The organism is Micromonospora sp. DT231 (assembly GCF_049847025.1).
Classification (GTDB): domain Bacteria; phylum Actinomycetota; class Actinomycetes; order Mycobacteriales; family Micromonosporaceae; genus Micromonospora.
In genome coordinates this window covers 643687-666193 of the sequence record NZ_JBNCNO010000003.1, presented here as the reverse complement: position 1 = coordinate 666193, position 22507 = coordinate 643687, and the positions used below count along the sequence as shown (strand labels likewise).

Annotated in this window: 17 protein-coding genes; 1 reads left to right on the top strand and 16 read right to left on the bottom strand. The window is 72.9% G+C overall.

Annotated features, from left to right (window positions below):
- Positions 1 to 181: 181 nt before the first annotated feature.
- The gene (locus ACPXBU_RS11215; protein WP_425757976.1) at positions 182 to 2668 is read right to left on the bottom strand and encodes an ATP-binding protein; all 2487 of its coding nucleotides are present in this window, start codon (positions 2666 to 2668) and stop codon (positions 182 to 184) included.
- 242 nt (positions 2669 to 2910) lie between these two features.
- Between ACPXBU_RS11215 and ACPXBU_RS11210 the strand changes: the two genes are divergently transcribed.
- Positions 2911 to 4191: a hypothetical protein gene (locus tag ACPXBU_RS11210; protein ID WP_393367872.1), complete on the top strand. Its 1281-nt coding sequence runs from the start codon at positions 2911 to 2913 to the stop codon at positions 4189 to 4191.
- A gap of 129 nt (positions 4192 to 4320) precedes the next feature.
- Here the strand turns inward: ACPXBU_RS11210 and ACPXBU_RS11205 are convergent, their stop codons facing one another.
- The 15 genes from ACPXBU_RS11205 to pyrR form a co-directional block, all read right to left on the bottom strand.
- Positions 4321 to 5304, bottom strand: coding sequence for an AAA family ATPase (locus ACPXBU_RS11205; protein ID WP_425757975.1), 984 nt, complete (start codon positions 5302 to 5304; stop codon positions 4321 to 4323).
- Between the two features lie 256 nt (positions 5305 to 5560).
- The gene (locus ACPXBU_RS11200; RefSeq protein WP_425757974.1) at positions 5561 to 7618 is read right to left on the bottom strand and encodes a primosomal protein N'; all 2058 of its coding nucleotides are present in this window, start codon (positions 7616 to 7618) and stop codon (positions 5561 to 5563) included.
- A 59-nt stretch (positions 7619 to 7677) separates the two neighbouring features.
- On the bottom strand, positions 7678 to 8871 hold the full coding sequence (metK, locus tag ACPXBU_RS11195) for a methionine adenosyltransferase (protein ID WP_357812654.1): 1194 nt from the start codon (positions 8869 to 8871) through the stop codon (positions 7678 to 7680).
- An 87-nt stretch (positions 8872 to 8958) separates the two neighbouring features.
- Positions 8959 to 10167, bottom strand: a complete 1209-nt coding sequence (gene coaBC, locus ACPXBU_RS11190) for a bifunctional phosphopantothenoylcysteine decarboxylase/phosphopantothenate--cysteine ligase CoaBC (RefSeq protein WP_425757973.1) — start codon at positions 10165 to 10167, stop codon at positions 8959 to 8961.
- 14 nt (positions 10168 to 10181) lie between these two features.
- The gene (rpoZ, locus tag ACPXBU_RS11185; protein WP_007075826.1) at positions 10182 to 10445 is read right to left on the bottom strand and encodes a DNA-directed RNA polymerase subunit omega; all 264 of its coding nucleotides are present in this window, start codon (positions 10443 to 10445) and stop codon (positions 10182 to 10184) included.
- Positions 10446 to 10508: 63 nt separating this feature from the next.
- A complete protein-coding gene (locus ACPXBU_RS11180) occupies positions 10509 to 11042 on the bottom strand; it encodes a guanylate kinase (RefSeq protein WP_393367866.1) in 534 nt (177 codons plus the stop codon).
- Between the two features lie 25 nt (positions 11043 to 11067).
- Positions 11068 to 11385 carry an integration host factor, actinobacterial type gene (gene mihF / locus ACPXBU_RS11175; RefSeq protein WP_030335662.1) on the bottom strand — a complete coding sequence of 106 codons (318 nt, stop codon included), beginning with the start codon at positions 11383 to 11385 and terminating at the stop codon, positions 11068 to 11070.
- 178 nt (positions 11386 to 11563) lie between these two features.
- The gene (gene pyrF, locus ACPXBU_RS11170) at positions 11564 to 12400 is read right to left on the bottom strand and encodes an orotidine-5'-phosphate decarboxylase (RefSeq protein WP_425757972.1); all 837 of its coding nucleotides are present in this window, start codon (positions 12398 to 12400) and stop codon (positions 11564 to 11566) included.
- A gap of 63 nt (positions 12401 to 12463) precedes the next feature.
- Positions 12464 to 13738, bottom strand: coding sequence for an adenosylmethionine--8-amino-7-oxononanoate transaminase (locus tag ACPXBU_RS11165; RefSeq protein WP_425757971.1), 1275 nt, complete (start codon positions 13736 to 13738; stop codon positions 12464 to 12466).
- A gap of 295 nt (positions 13739 to 14033) precedes the next feature.
- The gene (locus ACPXBU_RS11160; protein ID WP_425757970.1) at positions 14034 to 15080 is read right to left on the bottom strand and encodes a quinone-dependent dihydroorotate dehydrogenase; all 1047 of its coding nucleotides are present in this window, start codon (positions 15078 to 15080) and stop codon (positions 14034 to 14036) included.
- Entirely contained in the window at positions 15077 to 18424 is a 3348-nt protein-coding gene (gene carB, locus ACPXBU_RS11155; protein WP_425757969.1) for a carbamoyl-phosphate synthase large subunit, read from the bottom strand. The genes ACPXBU_RS11160 and carB overlap by 4 nt, the downstream gene beginning before the upstream one ends.
- Positions 18417 to 19613 (bottom strand): glutamine-hydrolyzing carbamoyl-phosphate synthase small subunit, encoded by a 1197-nt coding sequence (carA, locus tag ACPXBU_RS11150; RefSeq protein WP_393367995.1) that lies wholly within the window; start codon positions 19611 to 19613, stop codon positions 18417 to 18419. The genes carB and carA overlap by 8 nt, the downstream gene beginning before the upstream one ends.
- Positions 19614 to 19615: 2 nt before the next feature.
- Positions 19616 to 20893, bottom strand: a complete 1278-nt coding sequence (locus ACPXBU_RS11145) for a dihydroorotase (RefSeq protein WP_393367857.1) — start codon at positions 20891 to 20893, stop codon at positions 19616 to 19618.
- On the bottom strand, positions 20890 to 21816 hold the full coding sequence (locus ACPXBU_RS11140) for an aspartate carbamoyltransferase catalytic subunit (RefSeq protein ID WP_393367855.1): 927 nt from the start codon (positions 21814 to 21816) through the stop codon (positions 20890 to 20892). The genes ACPXBU_RS11145 and ACPXBU_RS11140 overlap by 4 nt, the downstream gene beginning before the upstream one ends.
- Positions 21813 to 22397 (bottom strand): bifunctional pyr operon transcriptional regulator/uracil phosphoribosyltransferase PyrR, encoded by a 585-nt coding sequence (pyrR, locus tag ACPXBU_RS11135; protein WP_393367853.1) that lies wholly within the window; start codon positions 22395 to 22397, stop codon positions 21813 to 21815. Before pyrR ends, ACPXBU_RS11140 begins: the two co-directional genes overlap by 4 nt.
- Between the last annotated feature and the right edge of the window lie 110 nt (positions 22398 to 22507).

Below are 22507 nucleotides of genomic sequence, written 5' to 3'. Positions count from 1 at the left end.
CTCCTTCAACAGGTGGACGGGCATTGCGTACCAGTCTACGGAGTGCCCGGCCGCGCGCTGGCCGGCGTACCTCGATCGGCCACCGCCGGTGTGCCGAGCGTCACCGGCCGGCTGCCGGGCACCGGCCGCGCGCGCCCGGCGGCGACCCCTCGCCGACGTCCGGGCAGTTCGGGGGCGAGCGTCAGCTCCGCATCGCGCACCTGGCCGTCGCCCGGCTCAACAGGTCACGTACCCGCTCGACGTCGGGGTGGCCGAGGTCGTCGAGGATGCCCAGGGCCCGCCGCCAGGTGCGGACGGCGCCGGCCGTGTCCCCCGCCGCGTGTCGGCTCTCGCCGAGCCGGGACAGGGTGTCCGCCTCGTCGTAGCGGTCGCTGATCCGCCGGTACAGGCCGAGCGCCCGCTGGTAACAGCGAATCGCCGCGCGGTGGTCACCCAGCCGGGCGTGGATGAAGCCGAGGCTGTCCCAGGTGTTCGCCTCACCGTGCCGGTCGCCGGTCGGGCGCAGCAGCGCCAACGCCTGCTCGCAGTGCGCGAGCGCGGGCCCGTACTGGCCGAGCTGGGCGTGTGCCCAACCGACCGCGTTGCGGGCGCTGGCCTCCCCGGCCGGGTGGCCGGCGTCCCGGTACAGCGTCAGGGCCCGCTGGCCGTGGTCCAGCGCCTCGGCGTAGCGGCCGAGACCGTCGAACATCGCGCCGAACGCCCGGTGGGTGCGCGCCTGCCCGGTGTGGTCACCCAACGCCTCGAAGATCACCAGGGCCTGCCGGTAGTTGCGGGCCGCCTCCTCCACCCGACCCAGCCGGGAGAGCACCCGGGCCAGGTCGCGGTGGGCGTTCGCCTGCCCGAGCCGGTCGCCCGCCCGCCGCGCCCCGGCCAGGGCGCTCCGCTGGGCGACGGCCAGGTCCGTCCAACGCCCCCGCCGTTGCAGGAAGTCCACGAGTGTCCAGGCCAACTGCCAGGCGTGGCCGTCGAACCCGGCACGTCTCGCGTGGGCCACCGCCGCCAGCAGCACCGGGTACTCGATGGTGAACCAGGCGAGCGCCTGACCGTGGTTGATGATCTCCTCGGGCAGCACGCCCGGTGGGGCGGCGTCCAGGGTGACCGGATCCCGGCCCGGTTGCAGCAGCAGCGCGGCCGCGTGGGCGGTGTGCAGGTAGTGATCCAGCCCACGCCGGATCGCGGCCCGCCGGGCTTCCGCCGGCTCGAGACGTTCCGCCAGTTCCGTCGCGTACGCCCGGAGGAGGTCGTGCGCGCCGAACCGGCCGGGGGCCTGCTCGGTGACCAGGTGGGCGTGGGCCAGCTCCGCCAGCAGTCGAGGCACCTGGCCCCGGGGCAGCCCGGCCAGGCTGGCCGCCGCGGCGACCCCCAGCTCCGGCCCCGGATGGCAGCCGAACAGCCGGAACAGGCGCGCCGCCGCGGGCGTCAGGCTCCGGTACGACCAGGAGAAGACCGCCTGCACGTCGCTGCCGGCGTCGCCACCGTCGAACGAGTCCAGCGGGTGCGGCGCCTCGCGCAGCTCGTCGGCGAGGGTGGCCAGCCCGAAGGCGCGATTCGCCGCGCCTCTGGCGGCGAGCACCGCCAACGCCAGCGGCAGCCGCGCACACCGCTCGATGATCTCGTCCACCGCCTGCGGTTCGGCCGCCAGCCGGTCCGCGCCGAGCCGCCGGGCCAACAGTTGCCACGCCTCGGCGGTGCTGAGCAGGCCGACGCCGATCGGCCGGGCGCCGTCGGCGGCGATCAGACCGGCGAGCTGGTTGCGGCTGGTGACCAGGACCAGGCAGCTCGGGCTGCCGACCAGCAGGGGGCGGACCTGGTCGATGTCGCGGGCGTTGTCGAGCAGCACCAGCATCCGGCGGCCGGCGAGCAGGCTGCGGTAGAGGCCCACCTGCGCGGGCAGGTGGGTGGGGATGCGTTCGGGCGGCACCTCGAGGGCCTCCAGGAACCCCCGGACCGCCTCGACGGCCGTCACCACCGCTCCGGAGGCGTCGAACCCGCGCAGGTCGACGTAGAGCTGGCCGTCCGGGAAGCGGTCGGCGACCCGGTGCGCCCAGTGCACCGCCAGCGTCGTCTTGCCGACCCCGGCCGTGCCGGACAACGTCATGACGGTGGCCGTCGCCAGGCCGTCCTCCCCGGACCCGCCGGGGCTGGCGCACGCCGCGTCGAGTTCGGCGAGCTGGGCGGCACGCCCGACGAAGCCCGGCAGCGCCGGGGGCAGTTGGCGGGGCACCGGGAAGCGGGCCGCCGGCGTACCGGGGCGCGGGCCACCGGCCCTGGCTCGTCCGGCACCGGCGCTCGCCCGTCCGGTCGTCGCGTGGTCCCGGTTCGGGCTTCGACGGCGCTCCTCGACCCGGTCCCGTGCCGTGGCGAGCACACCCTGCTCGGCGGGGGTTGCCCCGAGCAGCCGGATGAGCGCGTCGAACCGCTCCGGTGGAGGCAGGATGTTGCCGGCGAAGTACTCCCCGATGATCCCGCGCGACCAGCCGGTCTTCGCGGCCAGTTGCCGGTAGGTCAGCTGGGTCTCGCCCTGTTGACGGGCTTCCCGACGACGCAACTGGCGCAGCAACCCGGCCAGCTCCTGCAGTGTCTGCGCCTCCGCGCCGCCGCGGGCCACCTCGAACGCCGCGGACGATCCCGATGCCGGTCGAACGGAAGGTACCCGTTGGTCGGACATGCGGCTCCCACCCCCCGGTCACCCGGCCGCCCCGGATGCGCACGGGCAGGCTAATTCCGCCCCAGCGCCCTTCGATAGGCGAGCGCCGATGTCTGACAGTTCCCTGTCGGACGGTCGACCGTCCGGCGGTGTCCGGCGGTGTCCAGTCCCGTCCAGGATGCGCCGCGTCGAGCCGACGTCCCATGCCACCGTCCTGGTGCGGGTTCGACCCCGCTCCACACACCCTGGGGGAAGAGGTACTGATGATCCGTCCACATCTGACCGTCCGGCGGTCCCCGTCGCTGCTGCGTCGCGTCGCCGTCGCCGCGTTCGGCCTCACGCTGCTCGCCACGGGCGTGTCCGCCGCACCGGCCACCGCCGCACCCGGAGGCAAGGCCGCCACCACCGGATCGTTCGTCGACAGCACGCCTGTGCCCGGCGGCTTCGCCTCCTGGTCGGAGCTGCTCAAGCTGCAGGAGCGCATGAACACCGCCGCCGCGCGGATCACGAAGGCCGCCGAGCGCAGCGCGACCTCCGGCTTCGCCGGAATCGTCGCCGACCCCACCACCCGACAGCTCCAGGTCTACTGGAAGGGCGAGCCGCCGGCCAACCTGATGGCCACCACCCGGGCCACCGTCGCCACCAAGGTGCTGTCCGCCCCGTACTCACAGCGGGAACTCTTCGCCGCGGCCGACCGGCTGCGGGCCAAGGCCGGCAACCAGATCACCACTGTCGGACCGCGTGCCGACGGCGCCGGCCTGCTCGTCGGCACCCAGGACGGTCTGCTCGGCGCGTCGGCACTCGCCGGTGTCCCGGTGACCGTGCAGACCGGCGTCGCCGCCGCGCCGGCGACCCGGTGGGACGACTCGCCGCCGTGGTGGGGTGGCGCCGCGTGGCGCAACACCGCCACCGGCGGTGGCTGCTCGACCGGCTTCGGTGTCTACCAGGGCGGGGTGACGCGGGTGCTCTCCGCCGCGCACTGCGCCAACCTGAACGTCCTGGCGACCGACCCGACCGGGCAGACGATCGGCACCGTCACCACCCGTAACGTCAGCACCGACACCCTGCTGCTCAACGGCAGCGGGGGCGGCCGGGTCTTCAACAACAGCACCACTGCGGCCGGCGCGGTGGTCAGTGAGTTCAACAACCAGGTGATCGGCGCGACGCCCAGCCAGGTCGGCAACTGGGTGTGCTCCTCCGGCGCGTACTCCGGCACCCGCTGCTCGATCCAGGTGAAGGCCCGCAACCTGTGCATCAACGTGCGCAACTTCGGCACGGTCTGCGGTCAGGTGCAGGCCGAGAACACCACCGGCACCAACGCCGTCGGTCAGGGTGACAGCGGCGGCCCGGTGGAGATCGTGAACGCGGCGAACACCCTCCAGGTCTGGGCGACCGGCACCAACACCGCCATCGACGACACCAACACCACGGTGCCCTGCACCGGCTACGTGACCACCGGCCGGGTCTGCGCCTGGCGGTTCTACTACGAGGACATCCTCTCGGGGATGGCCGGCGTCGGCGCCTCCGGCGTGGTCCTCGGCTGAGGCATCGCCTCGACGCGACGAGTGAACAGGTGGCCGGGCCGGCGCGCACCCGCGTGCCGGCCCGGCCCACCGCTGGGCTCAGGGCGTGTGTCAAAGTCCTCGGTTCGGCCAGGGGCTTTGACACACGCCCTAGACGCCGGCGGCCGGATCCCCGGCGAGCACCACGTCACCGCGCAGCAGCGCGGGCTCGGGCAGCGGCAGGTGGATCTTGTGCGCCGCCTCCCAGTCGTAGACCAGGCCGGGGCGGACCTGGGCGGCGAAGTAGTCGATCGCCGTCATGCCACCCACGACCGGCTCGTCGACCTCCGCGACCAGTTGGGCGGGGACCAGGGAGAACCCGTTCTGCAGGGCGGCGCTGAGCCGGCGGTGACCGTCGACGACGAAGAAGTACTCACCTGTGAAACCGATCTTCAGCGGTTCGAGGGCCTCGTCGCCGGCCTCGGCCACGTCGCCGACGAAGTCGGTGTCCCACAGACCCCGCAGGGTGGCGATGTCCTCGGTCGGGTAGACGCGGGCCGGGTCCAGCAGCAGCAGCGGCGGCCCGTCGCGCAGCACCTCGGCGCCGAGCGTGCCCTCGTACGCGGCGACGATGTGCTCGATCACCTCGGTGGCCGACGCACGTGTGGTGTCGCAGATCAGGTCGTAGTTGCGCAGGCGGGCCTTGTCCACCCCGTACCGGACGATGAACCGGCTGCGCTCGCTGGCGCTGCGTTCCCGGAGCTTGGCCTTGGCCTCGTCCAGGGAGGCGTAGCTCTCCGCCGGCCCGGACGGGCGGGCGAGCACCCGGCGGGCCGCCTCACCCGGCTCGGTGATCATGTGCACCTTGAGCGCGTCGGTGAAGAAGTGCCAGGCCAGCCGGGAGTCCATGATGAGGCGCTCACCGGAGGCGGCGATGTCCCGCTGGAGCTGGTCGACGTAGCCGTCGACGGCCTGGTCGAGCTCGGCGTGCAGATTGAGCTGCAGAGCGGTCATCTGCCGCTGCTGCGCCATCTCGCGGTAGAGGTCTCCCACACTGACCCGGCGCATGCCGAGCCGCTTGGCGATCTCGACCGACACGGTGCTCTTGCCGCTGCCGAGGTCGCCGTTGAAGACGATCGATTGTCCAACGGTCACGACTGGTCCACCCCTGCTCACCGGCTCAAAGACATCATCGACATCGCGTCCGACCGACGCGTTCCCGCCATCGTCGCGCCATCCTGCGGCGGCCCCAGCTCGGCGCCTGTGACGCTCCGTCGCAACCTGGAGTCGTCGTACGCCTTGGCATGACGGGCGATGCTACCACTCCGCCGCCACCGCTTTGTCGGACGCGGTGTGCGAGGGCCGGCCGCGCGGGCCGGGGTCGCTGCCCGCCGGCACCCACCGGAACTGCTCAGAACAGGCTCAGCGGGTCGACCTGGAGACGAACCGGATCGGCGGCCTTGCGGGCGGCGCGGGCACCGGCGGCCGAGTGCAGCGCCTCGGCGAGCGCGGCAGCCCGGGCCCGGGGCACCCGGACCAGCATCCGTTCCCGGCCCTCCTCGGCCGGCACCGGCCCGAGCACCTCGGCGTCGTCGGGCAGCCGGGCCGCGCCGAGCAGGTCGGCCACCGCCTCGGCCGTGCCTGTGACGCTCGCCATCCGGACGGCCGGCGGGAAGCCCAACTCCCGGCGCTCGGCCAACTCCCGGCCGGCGAACCAGGCGGCGTCCCAGCGCAGCAGCGCCTGCACCGGGGCGAGCGCACCGTCGGCGACCACCACCACCCGGCCCGCCGGCGCCGGACGGGCCAGGGCCGCCGCCGCCAGCCAGCGGCGCAACGCCTCCTCGCCGGCCCGCAGGTCGGCCCGGGTCAGCAGGGCCCACGAGTCGAGCAGCAGCACCGCGCCGTAGCCGCCCTCGGCGACCGGCTCGGCGCCGGGCGTGGTCACCACCAGGGCCGCGCCGCCGGGCACGTCGGTCAGCACCTCCTCGCGCCCCGAGGTGCGTACCGGCACACCGGGGAACGCCCGACCCAGCTCCTCGGCGGTCCGCCGGGCGCCTGTCACCGCGGCCCGCAGCCGCCGTCCACCGCAGTGCGGGCAGGCGTACGCGGCGGCCACCCGGGCGCACCACCGGCAGGCCGGAGTGCCGCCGGCCGAGGGCAGCGCGAGCGGCCCGGAGCAGTGCTCGCAGCGGGCCGGGGTGCGGCACTCGGCACAGGAGACCGACGGCAGGTAGCCGCGACGGGGCACCTGCACCAGCACCGGCAGGTCCTGCCGCAGGGCGTCGCGGGCGGCCGTCCAGGCCAGGCTGGGCAGTCGGGCGGTGGCGGCCCCCGGGTCGCGGGCCAGTTGCGGGTCGTCGCCGGTCGGCGCGATGGCCGGGATCCGAGCCCGTACGGTGGCCCGTTCGGCGACCACCTCCCGCGCCCAGCCGGTCTCCAGCAGCAGCTGCGCCTCGGCGGTGCGGGCGTACCCGCCGACCAGCGCACCGGCCTCGGCGAGCTGGACGCGGGTGAGCAGCACGTCGCGGGCGTGCGGGTAGGGCGCGCGGGGCTCGGAGTGCAGGTCGTCACCGTCGTCCCAGATGGCGACGAGGCCGAGCCGGTCCACCGGGGCGAACATCGCCGCCCGGGTGCCGATCACCACCGGCACGTGCCCGCGGCGGGCGGCGAGGAACGCCCGGTAGCGCCGGGCCGGACCGAGGGCCGCGGAGAGGCTGACGTGCCGCCCCGGGCCGAGCACGCCGGTGAGCGCGGCGTCCAGCCGCTCCAGGTCGCGGGCGTCGGGCACCACGACCACTGCGCCGCGCCCGCCGGCGACGGTGGCGGCCACCGCGTCGGCGTAGCGGGCCGCCCAGTCCTCGCCGGGCAGCGCCGACCAGACCGCGCGGGGCGCCCGGCCGTCGGTGAGCGCCCGCAGCAGCGCCGGGCCCGTCGGGTAGTCCCGCCACCCGCGCGGGTCGACCGCCCCCGCAGTCCCCGGAGCGACGGGCTCCGGCCGCACGGTCACGGACGCGGTGGGCTCCCGCCGCACGGTCGCCGGGTCGACGGTCCCGGGCTCCATGGTCGCGGACACGGTGGGCCCGGGCCGCACGGCCGAGGGATCGGCGGCCGGTGCGTCGGCGTCCGCCGGGGTGGACTGGTCGCCGCGGGGCTCCTTCTCGACCCGGGCGTGCCGGGGTGGGACGGCGAGCCGGAGCACGTCGGCGAGGCTGCCCGCGTACCGGTCGGCGACCGCGCGGGCCAGCCGGGCGATCTCCGGCGCCAGCACCGGCTCCGGCGAGACGACCTTCTCCAGGTACGCGAGCCGGCCGGTGTGCCCGGAGTCGTCGGCGCGGGACAACAGCCACCCGTCGACGAGCTTTCCGGCGAAGCGCACCTTCACCCGGGTGCCGGGCACCGCCACCGCGTCCAGCTCGGCCGGCACCAGGTAGTCGAACGGCCGGTCCAGGTGCGCCAGTCCGACATCCACGCAGACGCGCGCGACCGGCGACCCGTCCGCGGGTCGCCGGTCGCTACGCGTGGTGGCGGTCAGGCTCCCGCGGCCGACTTGAGGTCGGCGGCCCGGTCGGTGCTCTCCCAGGTCAGGTCCGGCAGCTCCCGGCCGAAGTGGCCGTAGGCGGCGGTCTGCTGGTAGATCGGGCGGAGCAGGTTGAGGTCCCGGATGATCGCGGCCGGGCGCAGGTCGAACACCTCGGCGACGGCCTTCTCGATCGAGGACACCGGCACCGTCTCGGTGCCGAACGTCTCGATGAACAGGCTCACCGGGTGGGCCTTGCCGATGGCGTAGGCGACCTGCGCCTCGCAGCGCTCGGCCAGGCCGGCGGCGACCACGTTCTTGGCGACCCAACGCATCGCGTACGCGGCGGAGCGGTCCACCTTGGACGGATCCTTGCCGGAGAACGCGCCGCCGCCGTGGCGGGCGTACCCGCCGTAGGTGTCGACGATGATCTTGCGCCCGGTCAGGCCGGCGTCACCCATCGGGCCACCGATCTCGAACCGGCCGGTCGGATTGACGAGCAGCCGGTAGCCGTCGGTGTCCAGACCGAGGCTCTCCAGCTCCGGGGCGATCACGTGGTCGCGCACGTCGGGGGTCAGCAGCGAGTCCAACGAGATGTCCGCGGCGTGCTGGCTGGACACGACGACTGTGTTCAACCGGACCGGGCGCAGCCCCTCGTACTCGATCGTCACCTGGGTCTTGCCGTCCGGCCGCAGGTAGGGAATCGTGCCGTCCTTGCGCACGGCGGCCAGCCGGCGGGCCAAGCGGTGGGCCAGGGCGATCGGCAACGGCATCAGCTCGGGCGTCTCCGAGCAGGCGAAGCCGAACATCATGCCCTGGTCGCCGGCGCCCTGCGCGTCGAGCGCGCTCTCAGACGCCCCGGTACGCAGCTCGAAGGCGTTGTCCACGCCCTGCGCGATGTCCTCGGACTGCGCGCCGATGGAGACGCTGACGCCGCAGGACGCCCCGTCGAAGCCCTTCTTCGACGAGTCGTAGCCGATGTCGAGGATGGTGCGGCGGACGATCGTCGGGATGTCGGCGTACGCCTTGGTGGTCACCTCACCGGCGATGTGCACCTGGCCAGTGGTGATCATGGTCTCCACCGCGACCCGGCTGTGTGGATCCTCGGTCAGCAACGCGTCGAGGATGCCATCGCTGATCTGGTCGGCGATCTTGTCCGGGTGGCCTTCCGTGACCGATTCGGACGTGAAGAGGCGGCGTGTCACGGCACTCCTAAGCGTGTGAGGTCGTTCCGCGGCAGTCTAATCACCACTGCGGCCGGTGTAGGGACCGGTCGCGCTCTGTTCCACCCGTCAGGAGCGGACCGGCAAACGCGCCACGACGAGATCCCAGACGGTATCGGCCACGGCCTCCTTGGCCTGCTCGGGCAGCCGGCTGACCGAGCCGTCCGCGCCGACGACGGTCACCGTGTTGGTGTCGGCGCCGAAGACCAGGTCGGGGCCGACCTCGTTGATGACGATCAGGTCGGCCCGCTTCCGGGCGAGCTTCGCTCGGCCGTTGGCCTCGGCATCGCCGGTCTCGGCGGCGAACACCACGAGCAGCTGCCCCGGCCGTTTGCGCTGGCCGAGCTCCGCCGCGATGTCCGGGTTCGTGACGAGCTCGATGGTGGGCGCGACACCGTCGTCGGACTTCTTGATTTTGCCAGGCGCGTAGGTCGCCGGCCGGAAATCGGCCGGAGCCGCCGCCATCACCACCGCGTCGGCCTCGACGGCGGCCTTCAGCGTCGCCTCCCGCAACTCGGCGGTGGTGCCGACCCGGATCAGGTCGACGCCGGCGGGGTCGGCGAGGGAGACGTTGGCCGCGATCAGCGTGACCCGGGCGCCTCGGGCGACCGCCGCGCGGGCGAACGCGTACCCCTGCTTGCCCGACGAGCGGTTGCCCAGGAAGCGGACCGGGTCCAGCGGCTCCCGGGTGCCACCGGCGGTGACGACCACCCGGCGGCCGGCCAGGTCGGCGGGCGCGGACCCGCCCCGGGCCAGGACCCGACGGGCGACGGCGAAGATCTCCGCCGGGTCCGGCAGCCGACCCTTGCCGGTGTCGACGCCGGTGAGCCGCCCGACGGCCGGGTCGATGACCCGGACCCCCCGGGAGCGCAGCGTGGCGACGTTGGCCACGGTGGCCGGGTGCTCCCACATCTCGGTGTGCATGGCCGGGGCCAGCAACACCGGGCAGCGGGCGGTCAGCAGGGTGTTGGTCAGCAGGTCGTCGGCGAGCCCGTGCGCGGCCTTGGCGAGCAGGTCGGTGGTGGTCGGCGCGACCACCACCAGGTCGGCCTGCTGACCGAGCCGGACGTGCGGCACCTCGTGGACGTCGGTCCAGACGTCGTCGGCGACCGGCTGGCCGGAGAGCGCTGCCCAGGTCGGCGCCCCGACGAAGCGGAGCGCCGACGCGGTCGGCACGACACGAACCCGGTGGCCCGATTCGGTGAAGAGTCGCAGCAGCTCACACGCCTTGTAGGCGGCGATGCCGCCGCCGACCCCGAGGACGATCGAGGCGGACATCGGCCGGCGGGAGCTTACGGCTGGTCGGTCGGCTCGGCGGTGAGCAGGCCCGCGTTGATCTCGCGCATGGCGATGGAGAGGGGCTTCTCCTGCGGGGTGGTCTCGACGAGCGGGCCGACGTACTCCAGCAGGCCCTCGCCGAGCTGGCTGTAGTAGGCGTTGACCTGACGCGCGCGCTTGGCGGCGAAGATGACAAGCGCGTACTTCGACGTCGTCTTCTCGAGGAGCTCGTCGATCGGCGGGTTGGTGATGCCTTCGGGGTTGGCGATGGATCCCACGAATTAACCTCTGCGTCTTTCGAGCCGCGCGCACGCGGTGCTGAGTCTCAACGGCGCCGGCGGTCAGCCGCGCACGCGCGACCAGGCCGGGTCCGGATAAGAAGAACCGAGTAAGCCTACCAGCTCGTCGACCACCCGCTCGGTGCGGTCGTGGGTCAGCGTGTGCGCGAAGGCGGCCGTCACGGCGGGGTCGGGTGCGTACCCGGGTGGGCTCAGCAGTACCAGCCGCGCGGCGGGCAGGCGCGCCCGCACCAGCGAGGCGCCCGGCAGGTCGAGCGGGAGCAGCACCTGCTGCCCGGCGTCGAGCCGGGCCCGCAGCGGCGGGTAGGGCGTGCCCCGGCGGTATCCGCCGATCCGGGACCACTCCAGCAGCTCCCCCACGGCGAGCCGGCGATCGAACTCGGCGGGGGCGAGGAAGACGCGATCGTCCCCGTCGATCTCCGACTCCCGGCGCGGGCGGGTGGTTGCCGGCACCGGGATCCACACGGACGGAGAACGCGCCCGGACCAACTCGACGACACTCTCCCTGCCGGAACCCGAAGGTCCAGCCAGGACAGTGAGCCGAGCAGCCGGGCGCGCCTCGTCATCCGTGCTCACTGCTTGTTTCTACACGCTGCCAGGTTCAGTTGGCGGCGAACTCTCCAAGCAGTGCCTTGCGCTGCTGCTCGCCGAGGCCACGCAGGCGACGGCTGTCGGCGATCTTGAGCTTCTCCATGATCTGGGTAGCCCGGATCTTGCCGATACCCGGCATGGCCTGCAGGACGGCCGAAACCTTGAGCTTTCCGACGACGTCGTCGCTCTCGGCGCGCTCGAGGACGGCACCAAGAGTGGTCTTGCCCTGCTTGAGCTGCTCCTTCAGCTGAGCACGGGCCTTGCGGATCTCCGCGGCCTTCTCGAGCGCGGCAGCGCGTTGTTCGGGGGTCAGTGACGGGAGCGGCACCAGTTCTCCTCAGGTCCCTATCGCGGCGGGCGGGGCGCACCGCCGCATCTGTGAAACGTGGTGTCGCTGTGAACCAAGGGGTCCATGGTTCCCAGCGCGGGGAAAACTAGCGGCCAACGGAGCTTTCGGCAACGTGGGGGCCGCATGATCACCGTAAGGTGACCGACCCGTCAGTCAGTCACCGGGCAGGCAGAACGGCCCGACAGTCGGCCAACACCCGGTCCGCGGCGGCCCGCAGGGCGTCGACATCGGGGCCGGCCGAGAGCACTTCCCGGGAGTACGACGGGAGCACCGAGGCGAGGCTCGAACCGAAGACGGTACGCAGATCGGCGGCACCCGCACCCTGCGCGCCGAGCCCCGGGGCGAGCAGCGGACCCCGCACGTCGGAGAGGTCGTGACCGGTGTCACCGATGGTCGCGCCAACCACCAGACCGAAGCTTCCGAGCGGACTCGCACCCCGGTTGAGCTGGGAAATCTCGTCGATCACGGTTTGCGCCACGGTGCGGCCGTCGGCCGTGCGGGCCCGCTGCACGGCCGCGCCCTCGGGGTTGGAAGTGAGGGCCAGCACGAACACTCCGCCGCCGTGCTCGGCGGCCAGCTCGAACATCGGCGCCAGCGAACCTACTCCGAGGTAGGGGCTCGCGGTGACCGCGTCGACATACATCGGGCTGGATGGATCGAGATACGCCGAGGCGTACGCGCGCACCGTCGAGCCGATGTCGCCGCGCTTCACGTCGAGGAGAACGAGCGAGCCAGCATTCCGTAACTGTCGGATAGTTGACTCAAGGATCTCCACTCCGCGGGATCCGAATCGCTCGAAAAAGGCCGACTGAGGCTTCACCACCGCAACCCGGTCACCGAGCGCCTCGACGACTGTCCGGGCGAACCGGTCCAGTCCCGAAACGTCGTCCGGGAGGCCCCAGCCGGCCAGCAGACCGGGATGCGGGTCGATGCCCACGCAGAGCGGCCCCCGCTCGCTGATCGCCCGGTGCAGCCGGGTTCCGAAGCTCTCCATCCGGTACTCCCTCTCTCCTGCCGGGCGGCGGAGCGCCTCCCGGGTGTCCGTTGACGAAGCGGTTCAGCCGGCCGCCACCGCCGCCGCCACCCCGGCCGTGATCCGGGCCAGGTCGGCGTCGTCGGTGACGTACGGCGGCATCGTGTAGACCAGATCGCGGAACGGGCGCAGCCACACCCCCTGATCGGCCGCGGCGACGGTGGCCGCGCCGAGGTCGACGTCGTGGTCGAGCTGGACCACCCCGATCGCGCCGAGCACCCGCACGTCGGCCACGCCGGGCGCACCGCGCAGGGGCTCCAGGCCGGCGCGCAGGCCGGCACCGACCCTGGCCACCTGGGCCGACCAGTCCCCGGCCCGCAGCAGCCCGATGGAGGCGTTGGCCACCGCGCAGGCCAACGGGTTGCCCATGAACGTGGGTCCGTGCGCCAGCACGCCGGCGGCGGAGATGCCCCGGGCGACCTCCGGGGTGCAGAGCGTCGCCGCGAGCGTCAGGTAGCCCCCGGTGAGCGCCTTGCCCAGGCACAGCACGTCCGGCGTCACCCCGGCGTGCTCGGCGGCGAACATCGCACCGGTACGGCCGAACCCGGTGGCGATCTCGTCGAAGATCAGCAGCACCCCGTGCGCCCGGGTCACCTCGCGCAGCACCCGCAGGTAACCCGGATGGTGGAACCGCATCCCCCCGGCGCCCTGGACGACCGGCTCGACGATCACCGCGGCCAGTTCGTCGGCGTGCCGCTCGACGGTCTCCGCCAACGCCGCCACGTACGCGTCGTCCGGCGGGTCGGTGAAGCCGCCGGGCGGGACCGGGGCGAACACCTGCCGGGGCAGCACGTCACCCCAGAGGTGGTGCATGCCGCCCTCCGGGTCACAGACGCTCATCGGGTGGAACGTGTCGCCGTGGTAGCCGCCCCGCCAGGTCGCCAACCTGCGCCGCTGCGGTCGACCGACGGCCCGCTGGTACTGCAGGCACATCTTCACCGCCACCTCGACGCTCACCGAGCCGGAGTCGGCCAGGAACACGTGTTCCAGACCATCCGGGGTCAGCTCGACGAGGTTCCGGGCGAGCCGTACGGCGGGCTCGTGGGTGAGCCCGCCGAACATCACATGGCTCATCCGGCCGAGCTGGTCGGTCACCGCCGCGTCCAGCACCGGGTGCCGGTAGCCGTGGATCGCCGCCCACCAGGACGACATGCCGTCCACCAGCTCCCGCCCGTCGGCCAGCCGCAGCCGCACCCCCTCGGCGCTCTCCACCACGTACGGCGGGTTCGTCGGTGGCAACGTGGCGTACGGATGCCAGACGTGGGCCCGATCGGCGGACAGGATCTCCTCGGGTGTCACGCGTACTCCTTCGTGCCTCAAGCGGCCCGGACAGCGGACGTCCTGCGGCCGGGTCGAACCTCGCCGACGCCGCCTCCCCCGCCGTCGCTTCCACCGCCGCCGCCTTTGCTCTGCACCCGCGGACGCGACACCCGGTGGCCGGGCGTCACGCTCCCGCTGGAGACACGGCGTCCGGCAGCGCTCCGGGTGGTGCATCCACGGGTGCAGAGCAAAGGGGCAAGGATGGGAGAGGGCTCCTCGGCGCGCAGCGGACTCGGTGCCCGACCGCGCCGGGCCAGCACCGGACCGGGGACAGTCACCGGCCCCCGACGGGGTCCGGTGCCGCCGTGGCGGCCGCCGCGCGGGCGGCGGCGCGGACCAGGGCCGGGCCCCGGTAGATGAAGCCGGTGTAGAGCTGCACCAGGGCTGCGCCGGCGTCGAACATCCGCGCCGCGTCGTCCGGGTCGAGCACGCCGCCGACGCCGATGATCGGCAGCCGACCACCGGTCTCCCGGTGGACGAAGTCGACCACCTCCCGGGCCCGCCCGGTGAGGGGCCGACCGGAGAGACCACCGGCCTGGGCGCCGCGATCGGCGTCCACAGTGGCCAGCCCGGTCCGGGACAGCGTGGTGTTGGTGGCGATCACCCCGGCGGCGCCACGGGCCAGGCAGACCTCCAGCAGTTCGGCGATCGCCGCCTCGGTCAGGTCGGGTGCGATCTTGACCAGCACCGGCTTCTCCCCCACCAACGCGCCGAGCAGCGCGTCCAGGTGGGTACGGTCCTGCAGGGAGCGCAGCCCCGGAGTGTTGGGTGACGACACGTTCACCGCGAAGTAGTCGCCGTGGCCACGAAGCGCCCGGTACGAGGCGAGGTAGTCCTCGACCGCCTCGTCCAGTGGGGTCACCTTGGACTTGCCCAACGAGATGCCCAGCGGCACCCCGAGCGGGCGGGGCAGCGCCGTCAGCCGGGCGGCCAGCGCCTGGGCCCCGGCGTTGTTGAAGCCCATCCGGTTGACCACGGCCTCGCTGGCCGGCAGGCGGAACAGCCGCGGCCGTGGGTTGCCCGGCTGGGCGTGCGCCGTGACCGTACCGACCTCGACGAAGCCGAAGCCCAGGGACGGCCAGGCCGGCAGCGCCGCGCCGTCCTTGTCCATCCCCGCGGCCAACCCGACCGGGTTGGGGAAGCGCACGCCGAACACCGTGCGTGGCGCGCTGACCGCGTACCGGGCCCGCAGCGCGGCGAGCGCGGTCGGCCGCCGCGACAGAGCCGCCAACCGCCGCAGAGTCCACTCGTGCGCCGCCTCGGCGTCCTCACCCCCGACCCGAAACAACAGAGGCCGTACCGCCCGCTCGAACAGGGTCACTGGGCGGCCCGGAGGATGGCGTGCAGGTCCTGCAGGGGGCGTACCTGCATGTCGCCGCGGATGCGCGCCTCGATGCCCATGACCGCCGCCGCCGCGCCGGGGACCGTGGTGATGCAGGGGATGTCGGCGGTGACGGCCGCGCTGCGGATCTCGTAGCCGTCGGAGCGGGCGCTGGCGCCCGACCCCTGCGGCGTGTTGATCACCAGCGCCACCTGGCCGCCGCCGATCAGCGACACCGCGTCGTCGCCCTCGCCCGCCTGGTAGTGCTTGCGGACCTGCTCACACGCGATGCCGTGCCGACGCAGCACCTCGGCGGTGCCGGTGGTCGCCACGATCTCGAAGCCGAGATCGGCCAGCCGCTTGATCGGGAAGATCATGCCGCGCTTGTCCCGGTTCGCCACCGAGACGAAGATCTTCCCGGCCGTCGGCAGCGACCCGTACGCGGCCGACTGGCTCTTGGCGAAGGCGTGCCCGAAGTTGGTGTCGATGCCCATCACCTCGCCTGTCGACTTCATCTCCGGGCCGAGCAGCGAGTCGATCCCCTTGCCGGCGCGGGTGCGGAAGCGCTTGAACGGCAGCACCGCCTCCTTGACCGCGACCGGCGAGTCGGCGGGCATCGTGCCCCCGTCCCCCGTCGCGGGCAACAGACCCTCGGCGCGCAGCTCGGCGATGCGCGCGCCGAGGGCGATCCGGGCCGCAGCCTTGGCCAGCGGCACCGCCGTCGCCTTCGAGACGAACGGAACGGTCCGCGACGCGCGCGGGTTGGCCTCCAGGACGTAGAGCACGTCGTCCTTGAGGGCGTACTGCACGTTCAGCAGGCCGCGGACGCCGACGCCACGGGCGATGGCCTCGGTGTAACGGCGGACCTCGGCCAGGTGCGAGCCCGCCAGGGTGATCGGCGGCAGCGCGCAGGACGAGTCGCCGGAGTGGATGCCGGCCTCCTCGATGTGCTCCATCACCCCGCCGATGTAGACCTCGCCGTCGGCGTCGCAGAGGGCGTCCACGTCGATCTCGATGGCGTCGTCCAGGAACCGGTCCACAAGCACCGGGTGGTCCGGGGAGATGTCGGTGGCCCGACCGATGTAGTCGCGCAGCGTCGGGTCGTCGTAGACGATCTCCATGCCCCGCCCGCCCAGCACGTACGACGGGCGGACCAGCACCGGGTAGCCGATCTCGTCGGCGATCGTCTTGGCCTCGTCGTAGGACGTGGCCATGCCGTGCGCCGGGGCGCGCAGCCCGGCCCGAGCCAGCACCGCGCCGAACGCGCCCCGCTCCTCGGCCAGGTGGATCGACTCCGGGGAGGTGCCGACCACCGGCACCCCGGCGTTCTTGAGTCGCTGCGCCAACCCCAGCGGGGTCTGCCCGCCGAGCTGCACGACCACCCCGACCACACCGGGCCCGCCGGCCGCCCGGCCGGACGAGTCCTCGGCGTGCCAGACCTCCAGCACGTCCTCGAAGGTCAGCGGCTCGAAGTAGAGCCGGTCGGCGGTGTCGTAGTCGGTGGAGACCGTCTCCGGATTGCAGTTGACCATGACGGTCTCGTAGCCGGCCGCCCGCAACGCCTGCACCGCGTGCACGCAGGAGTAGTCGAACTCGATGCCCTGCCCGATCCGGTTCGGGCCGGAGCCCAGGATCAGCACCTTCGGCCGGTCCGACGGCACGACCTCGGTCTCCAGGTCGTACGACGAGTAGTGGTACGGCGTGGTCGCCTCGAACTCGGCCGCGCAGGTGTCCACCGTCTTGTAGACCGGGCGCACGTCGAGGCGGTGCCGCAGGGTCCGTACGCCGTCCTCGGCGGCCAACTCCGGGCGCAACGCCGCGAGCTGCCGGTCGGACAGGCCGGCCCGCTTGGCCCGGCGCAGCATCTCGGCGTCGAGCACCGGCGCGTCGACGATCTCGGCGCGCAGCTCGATCAGCGCGGCGATCTGGTCCAGGAACCACCTGTCGATCCCGCCGGACGCCTCGTTGACCTCGGCGATCGACGCGCCGAGGCGCAGTGCCCGCTCGACGGTGTAGAGCCGGCCATCGTGCGGGATCCGCAGCGCGGCGAGGGTGTCGGCCAGGGTGACGCCGGCCGGGTCGGGCTGCGTCCAGAAGCCCGCCGCCTTGGTTTCCATCGAGCGCATCGCCTTGTTCAGCGCCTCGGCGAAGTTACGCCCGAGGCTCATCGCCTCGCCCACCGACTTCATCGTCGTGGTCAGCTCCGGGTCGGCGCCGGGGAACTTCTCGAACGCGAACCGGGGGATCTTCACCACCACGTAGTCCAGGGTCGGCTCGAACGCCGCCGGGGTCTTCAGGGTGATGTCGTTGGGGATCTCGTCGAGGGTGTAGCCGATGGCCAGCTTGGCGGCGATCTTCGCGATCGGGAAGCCGGTCGCCTTCGAGGCCAGCGCCGAGGAGCGCGACACCCGCGGGTTCATCTCGATCACGACGATCCGGCCGTCGACCGGGTTGACCGCGAACTGGATGTTGCAGCCGCCGGTGTCCACCCCGACCTCGCGCAGCACCGCGATGCCCAGGTCCCGCAGGCGCTGGTACTCCCGGTCGGTGAGCGTCATGGCCGGGGCCACGGTGACGCTGTCGCCGGTGTGCACACCCATCGGGTCGATGTTCTCGATCGAGCAGACCACCACCACGTTGTCGTGCCGGTCGCGCATCAGCTCGAGCTCGTACTCCTTCCAGCCGAGCACGCTCTCCTCGATGAGCACCTCGTGCACCGGGCTGGCGGCCAGGCCGTCGCCGGCGATGCGGGCCAGGTCCTCCGGGGTGTGCGCCATGCCGGAGCCCAGGCCACCCATGGTGAACGACGGCCGGATCACCACCGGCAGGCCCAGCTCGGCGACTGTCGCCTCGACCTCGTCCATGGAGTGGCAGACCCGGGAGCGGGGCACCAGCGCGGCCGGGTCGTCGACGCCCAGGCGTACGCCGGCCTTCGCCACGATCTCCTTGAACAGCTGCCGGTCCTCGCCCCGGTTGATCGCGTCGATGTTCGCGCCGATCAACTCGACGCCGTACTTCTCCAGGACGCCGGCCTCGTGCAGGGCGACGGCCGTGTTCAGCGCGGTCTGCCCGCCGAGGGTCGCCAGGATCGCGTCCGGGCGCTCCTTGGCGATGACCAGCTCCACGAACTCCGGGGTGATCGGCTCGACGTATGTCGCGTCGGCGAACTCCGGGTCCGTCATGATCGTCGCCGGGTTGGAGTTGACCAGGCTGACCCGGATCCCCTCGCTGCGCAGGACCCGGCACGCCTGGGTGCCGGAGTAGTCGAACTCACAGGCCTGCCCGATGACGATCGGCCCGGAGCCGATCACCAGGATGTGCTTGAGATCGGTCCGCTTAGGCATTGCTGCGCCCCCTGCTGTGGGTCCGGCCCTCGATGAGGTCAGCGAATCGGTCGAAGAGGTAGTCCGCGTCGTGCGGGCCGGCCGCCGCCTCCGGGTGGTACTGGACGGTGAAGGCGGGCACGTCCACGGCCCGCAGCCCCTCGACCACGTTGTCATTGAGGCAGACGTGCGACACCCGTACGCCGCCGAAGTCGGTGTCGATCACCTGGTCGGGGACGACCGCGCCGGCACCCGTGCCCGGCACGTCGACCGCGCCGAGCCGCTGTTCGCGGCTCGACACGTCGACCGCGAAGCCGTGGTTGTGGCTGGTCACCTCGACCTTGCCGGTGACCCGGTCGAGCACCGGCTGGTTGATGCCCCGGTGGCCGTAGCCCAGCTTGTAGGTGCCGAAGCCGAGCGCCCGACCGAGGATCTGGCTGCCGAAGCAGATGCCGAACAGCGGCACCTCCCGCCGCAGCGCCTCCCGGGCCAGCGCCACCGGGCCGTCGGCGGTGGCCGGGTCGCCCGGGCCGGGCGACAGGAAGATCGCGTCGGCGCCGGTGGCGAGCAACTGGTCGATGCTCGACGACGCCGGCAGCACGTGGGTGGTCACCCCGCGGGTGGCCAGCCGACGCGGCACGTTGCGCTTGATGCCCAGGTCCAGCGCGGCCACGGTGAACCGGTGCTCGCCCTGGGCCTCGACGACGTACGGCTGCGCGGTGCTCACCTCGGCGGACAGGTCCGCGCCGACCATCTGCGGCGCCTGGCGGACCCGGGCCAGCAGGCTCTGCGGGTCGTTGTCGACGCTGGAGATGCCCACCCGCATGGCGCCCCGCTCGCGCAGGTGCCGGGTCAGCGCCCGGGTGTCCACCCCACTGATGCCCACCACGCCCTCGGTGGCGAGGCGATCCTCCAGGGAGCCGGTGGCCCGCCAGTTCGAGCCGATCCGGGCCGGGTCACGCACCACGTAACCGGCCACCCAGATCCGGCCGGACTCGTCGTCCTCGCCGTTGACGCCCGTGTTGCCGATGTGCGGGGCGGTCTGCACCACCACCTGCCGGTGGTACGACGGGTCGGTCAGGGTCTCCTGGTAACCGGTCATGCCGGTGTTGAAGACCGCCTCGCCGAAGGTCTCCCCGACGCTGCCGTACGCCTCACCGGGGAACGTGCGCCCGTCCTCGAGGACCAGGATCGCGGGTCTGCGCTTCACCATTACTTGACAGCCTTTCCGTCCAGGACCGTCGGCTCGCCGCGCAGGAAGGTCGCCACGATGCGACCCGGCAGCGTCATGCGGGCGTACGGGGTGTTGCGACTGCGACTGGCCAGCTCCGCCGGCTCGATGGTGCGGCGGACGGCCGGGTCGATCAGGGTCAGGTTGGCCGGCACGCCCGGCGCGGGGTCGACGCCGTGCCCGGTCAGCCCCGCGATCCGGGCGGGGGTACGCGACATCCGCTCGGCGATCAGGTCCCACTCGGGGCCGAGCACGTCGAGCGCGATGGACAGGGCCGTCTCCAGGCCGAGCATGCCCGGCCGGGCGTACGCCCACTCGCACTCCTTGTCCTCCACGGCGTGCGGGGCGTGGTCGGTGGCGATCACGTCGACCACACCGTCGGCGAGCGCGGCGCGCAGCGCGGTGACGTCCGCGGCCGTCCGCAACGGCGGGTTGACCTTGAATACGGGGTCGTAGCTCTCCGCCCGCTCGTCGGTGAGCAGCAGGTGGTGCGGGGTGACCTCGGCGGTGACGCGTACCCCGCGTGCCTTGGCGTGGCGCAGCACCTCGACGCTGCCGGCGGTGGAGACGTGGCAGACGTGCAGGCGGCTGCCCACGTGCTCGGCGAGCAGCACGTCCCGGGCGATGATCGCCTCCTCGGCGACCGCCGGCCAGCCGATCAGACCGAGTCGGGTGGAGACCTCACCCTCGTGCATCTGCGCGCCCTCGGTGAGCCGGGGCTCCTCGGCGTGCTGGGCGATGATCCCGTCGAACGCCTTCACGTACTCCAGGGCCCGGCGCATCAGCTTCGGGTCGGCGACGCAGTGCCCGTCGTCGGAGAAGATCCGCACCCGGGCCGCGGAGTCGGCCATCGCGCCCAGCTCGGCCAGGCGCTCGCCGGCCAGCCCGACGGTGACCGCGCCGATCGGTTGCACGTCGACCAGACCGGCCTCCCGGCCGAGCCGCCAGACCTGCTCGACCACGCCGGCGGTGTCGGCGACCGGGGACGTGTTGGCCATCGCGCAGACCGCCGTGTAGCCACCCAGGGCCGCCGCGCGGGACCCGGACTCGACGGTCTCGGCGTCCTCCCGACCGGGCTCGCGCAGGTGGGTGTGCAGGTCGACGAGGCCGGGCAGGGCGACCAACCCGGTGCCGTCGACGACCGCGGCGTCCGGTGCGGACAGGCCGGGGCCGACCTCGGCGACCAGGCCGTCGCGGATCAGCAGGTCGGTCGGCGCTCCGCCGACGACACTCACGCTGGTGATCAGGTACGCGGTCACCGGTTGTTCCCTCCGAGCAGCAGGTAAAGAACAGCCATCCGCACGGAGACACCGTTGGTGACCTGTTCGACGATTGTGGAGCGGGGTGAGTCGGCGACCTCGGGGGTGATCTCCATCCCCCGGTTCATCGGGCCGGGGTGCATCACGATCGCGTGCTCGGGCAGCCGGCGCATCCGCGGGCCGTCGAGCCCGTAGCGGCGGGCGTACTCGCGCGCGGAGGGGAAGTAGGAGTCGTTCATCCGCTCCCGCTGCACCCGCAGCATCATCACCACGTCGACGTTTGGCAGCACGGCGTCGAGGTCGTAGGAGACGTCGGTGGCGGGGGCGAGGGCGCCCGCGATGTCGACCGGGATGAGGGTGGGCGGGCCGACCAGGGTGACCTTCGCACCGAGGGTGGAGAGCAGCAGCACGTTGGAGCGGGCGACCCGGGAGTGCAGCACGTCCCCGACCACCGCGACCGACAGCCCGGCGAGCCGGCCCAGCCGGGCCCGCATGGTGTACGCGTCCAGCAGTGCCTGGGTGGGGTGCTCGTGGGTGCCGTCGCCGGCGTTGACGACCGACCCGTCGACCCAGTTGGCCAGCCGGTGCGGGGCGCCCGAGGCGGGGTGTCGCACCACGACGGCGTCGGCGCCCATGGCCTGCAGGGTCAACGCGGTGTCCTTCAGGCTCTCGCCCTTGGTGACGCTGGAGCCCTTGGCGGAAAAGTTGATCACGTCGGCGCTGAGCCGCTTCGCCGCCGCCTCGAAGGAGATCCGGGTGCGGGTGGAGTCCTCGTAGAAGAGGTTCACCACGGTCCGGCCGCGCAGCGCGGGCAGTTTCTTGATCTCCCGGCCGGCGACGGTGGCCATCTCGGCGGCGGTGTCCAGGATCTCGGTGGCGGTGTCGGCGTCCAGGTCCGCGCCGGAGAGCAGATGCTTGATCATGAATTGGCACCCCCGTACAGCTTGACCTCATCCGTCCCGTCGGTCTCGGCGAACGTCACCTTCACGCTCTCGGCCAGCGAGGTCGGGATGTTCTTGCCGACGTAGTCGGCGCGGATCGGCAACTCCCGGTGGCCACGGTCCACCAGGACGGCGAGCTGCACCGACGCCGGTCGGCCCACGTCGTTGAGCGCGTCGAGCGCGGCCCGGACGGTGCGGCCGGAGAAGAGCACGTCGTCGACGAGGATGACCCGCCTGCCGTCGATCCCGCCGGGCGGCAGCTCGGTCGGGCCGATCGCGCGGGTGGCCTGCCGGCGCAGGTCGTCGCGGTAGAGGGTGATGTCGAGCACACCTACCGGAACGGCGACGTCCTCGAAGGTGCTGATCCGGTCGGCGAGCCGCCGGGCGAGGGGGGTTCCGCGCGTGGGAATCCCAAGAAGCACCGTGTTGGCGGCGCCCTGGGTCTTCTCCAGGATCTGGTGGGCGATGCGGTCGACCACGCGTTGCACGTCGGCGCTGGCGAGGATCACCTTCACCGAGGGTTGTCGCGGTGGTGACGGGCGGGCAGCCGGTGGGTATGCCACGGCGGACCTCCTTCCCCGCCTCACGGGACGGGTCGTTAAAGGATGTCGGGCACCTCCGGCCGAACCGCACAGCGGATCCGACCGGGGCTTCACGCCACGTTACCAGTGGT

Bases quoted from the DNA above. Each gene is read 5' to 3' on its own strand.
- ACPXBU_RS11215 (WP_425757976.1), bottom strand. From the start codon at position 2,668: ATGTCCGACCAACGGGTACCTTCCGTTCGACCGGCATCGGGATCGTCC.
- ACPXBU_RS11210 (WP_393367872.1), top strand. From the start codon at position 2,911: ATGATCCGTCCACATCTGACCGTCCGGCGGTCCCCGTCGCTGCTGCGT.
- coaBC (WP_425757973.1), bottom strand. From the start codon at position 10,167: ATGTCCGCCTCGATCGTCCTCGGGGTCGGCGGCGGCATCGCCGCCTAC.
- pyrF (WP_425757972.1), bottom strand. From the start codon at position 12,400: ATGGAGAGCTTCGGAACCCGGCTGCACCGGGCGATCAGCGAGCGGGGG.
- carB (WP_425757969.1), bottom strand. From the start codon at position 18,424: ATGCCTAAGCGGACCGATCTCAAGCACATCCTGGTGATCGGCTCCGGG.
- ACPXBU_RS11140 (WP_393367855.1), bottom strand. From the start codon at position 21,816: ATGATCAAGCATCTGCTCTCCGGCGCGGACCTGGACGCCGACACCGCC.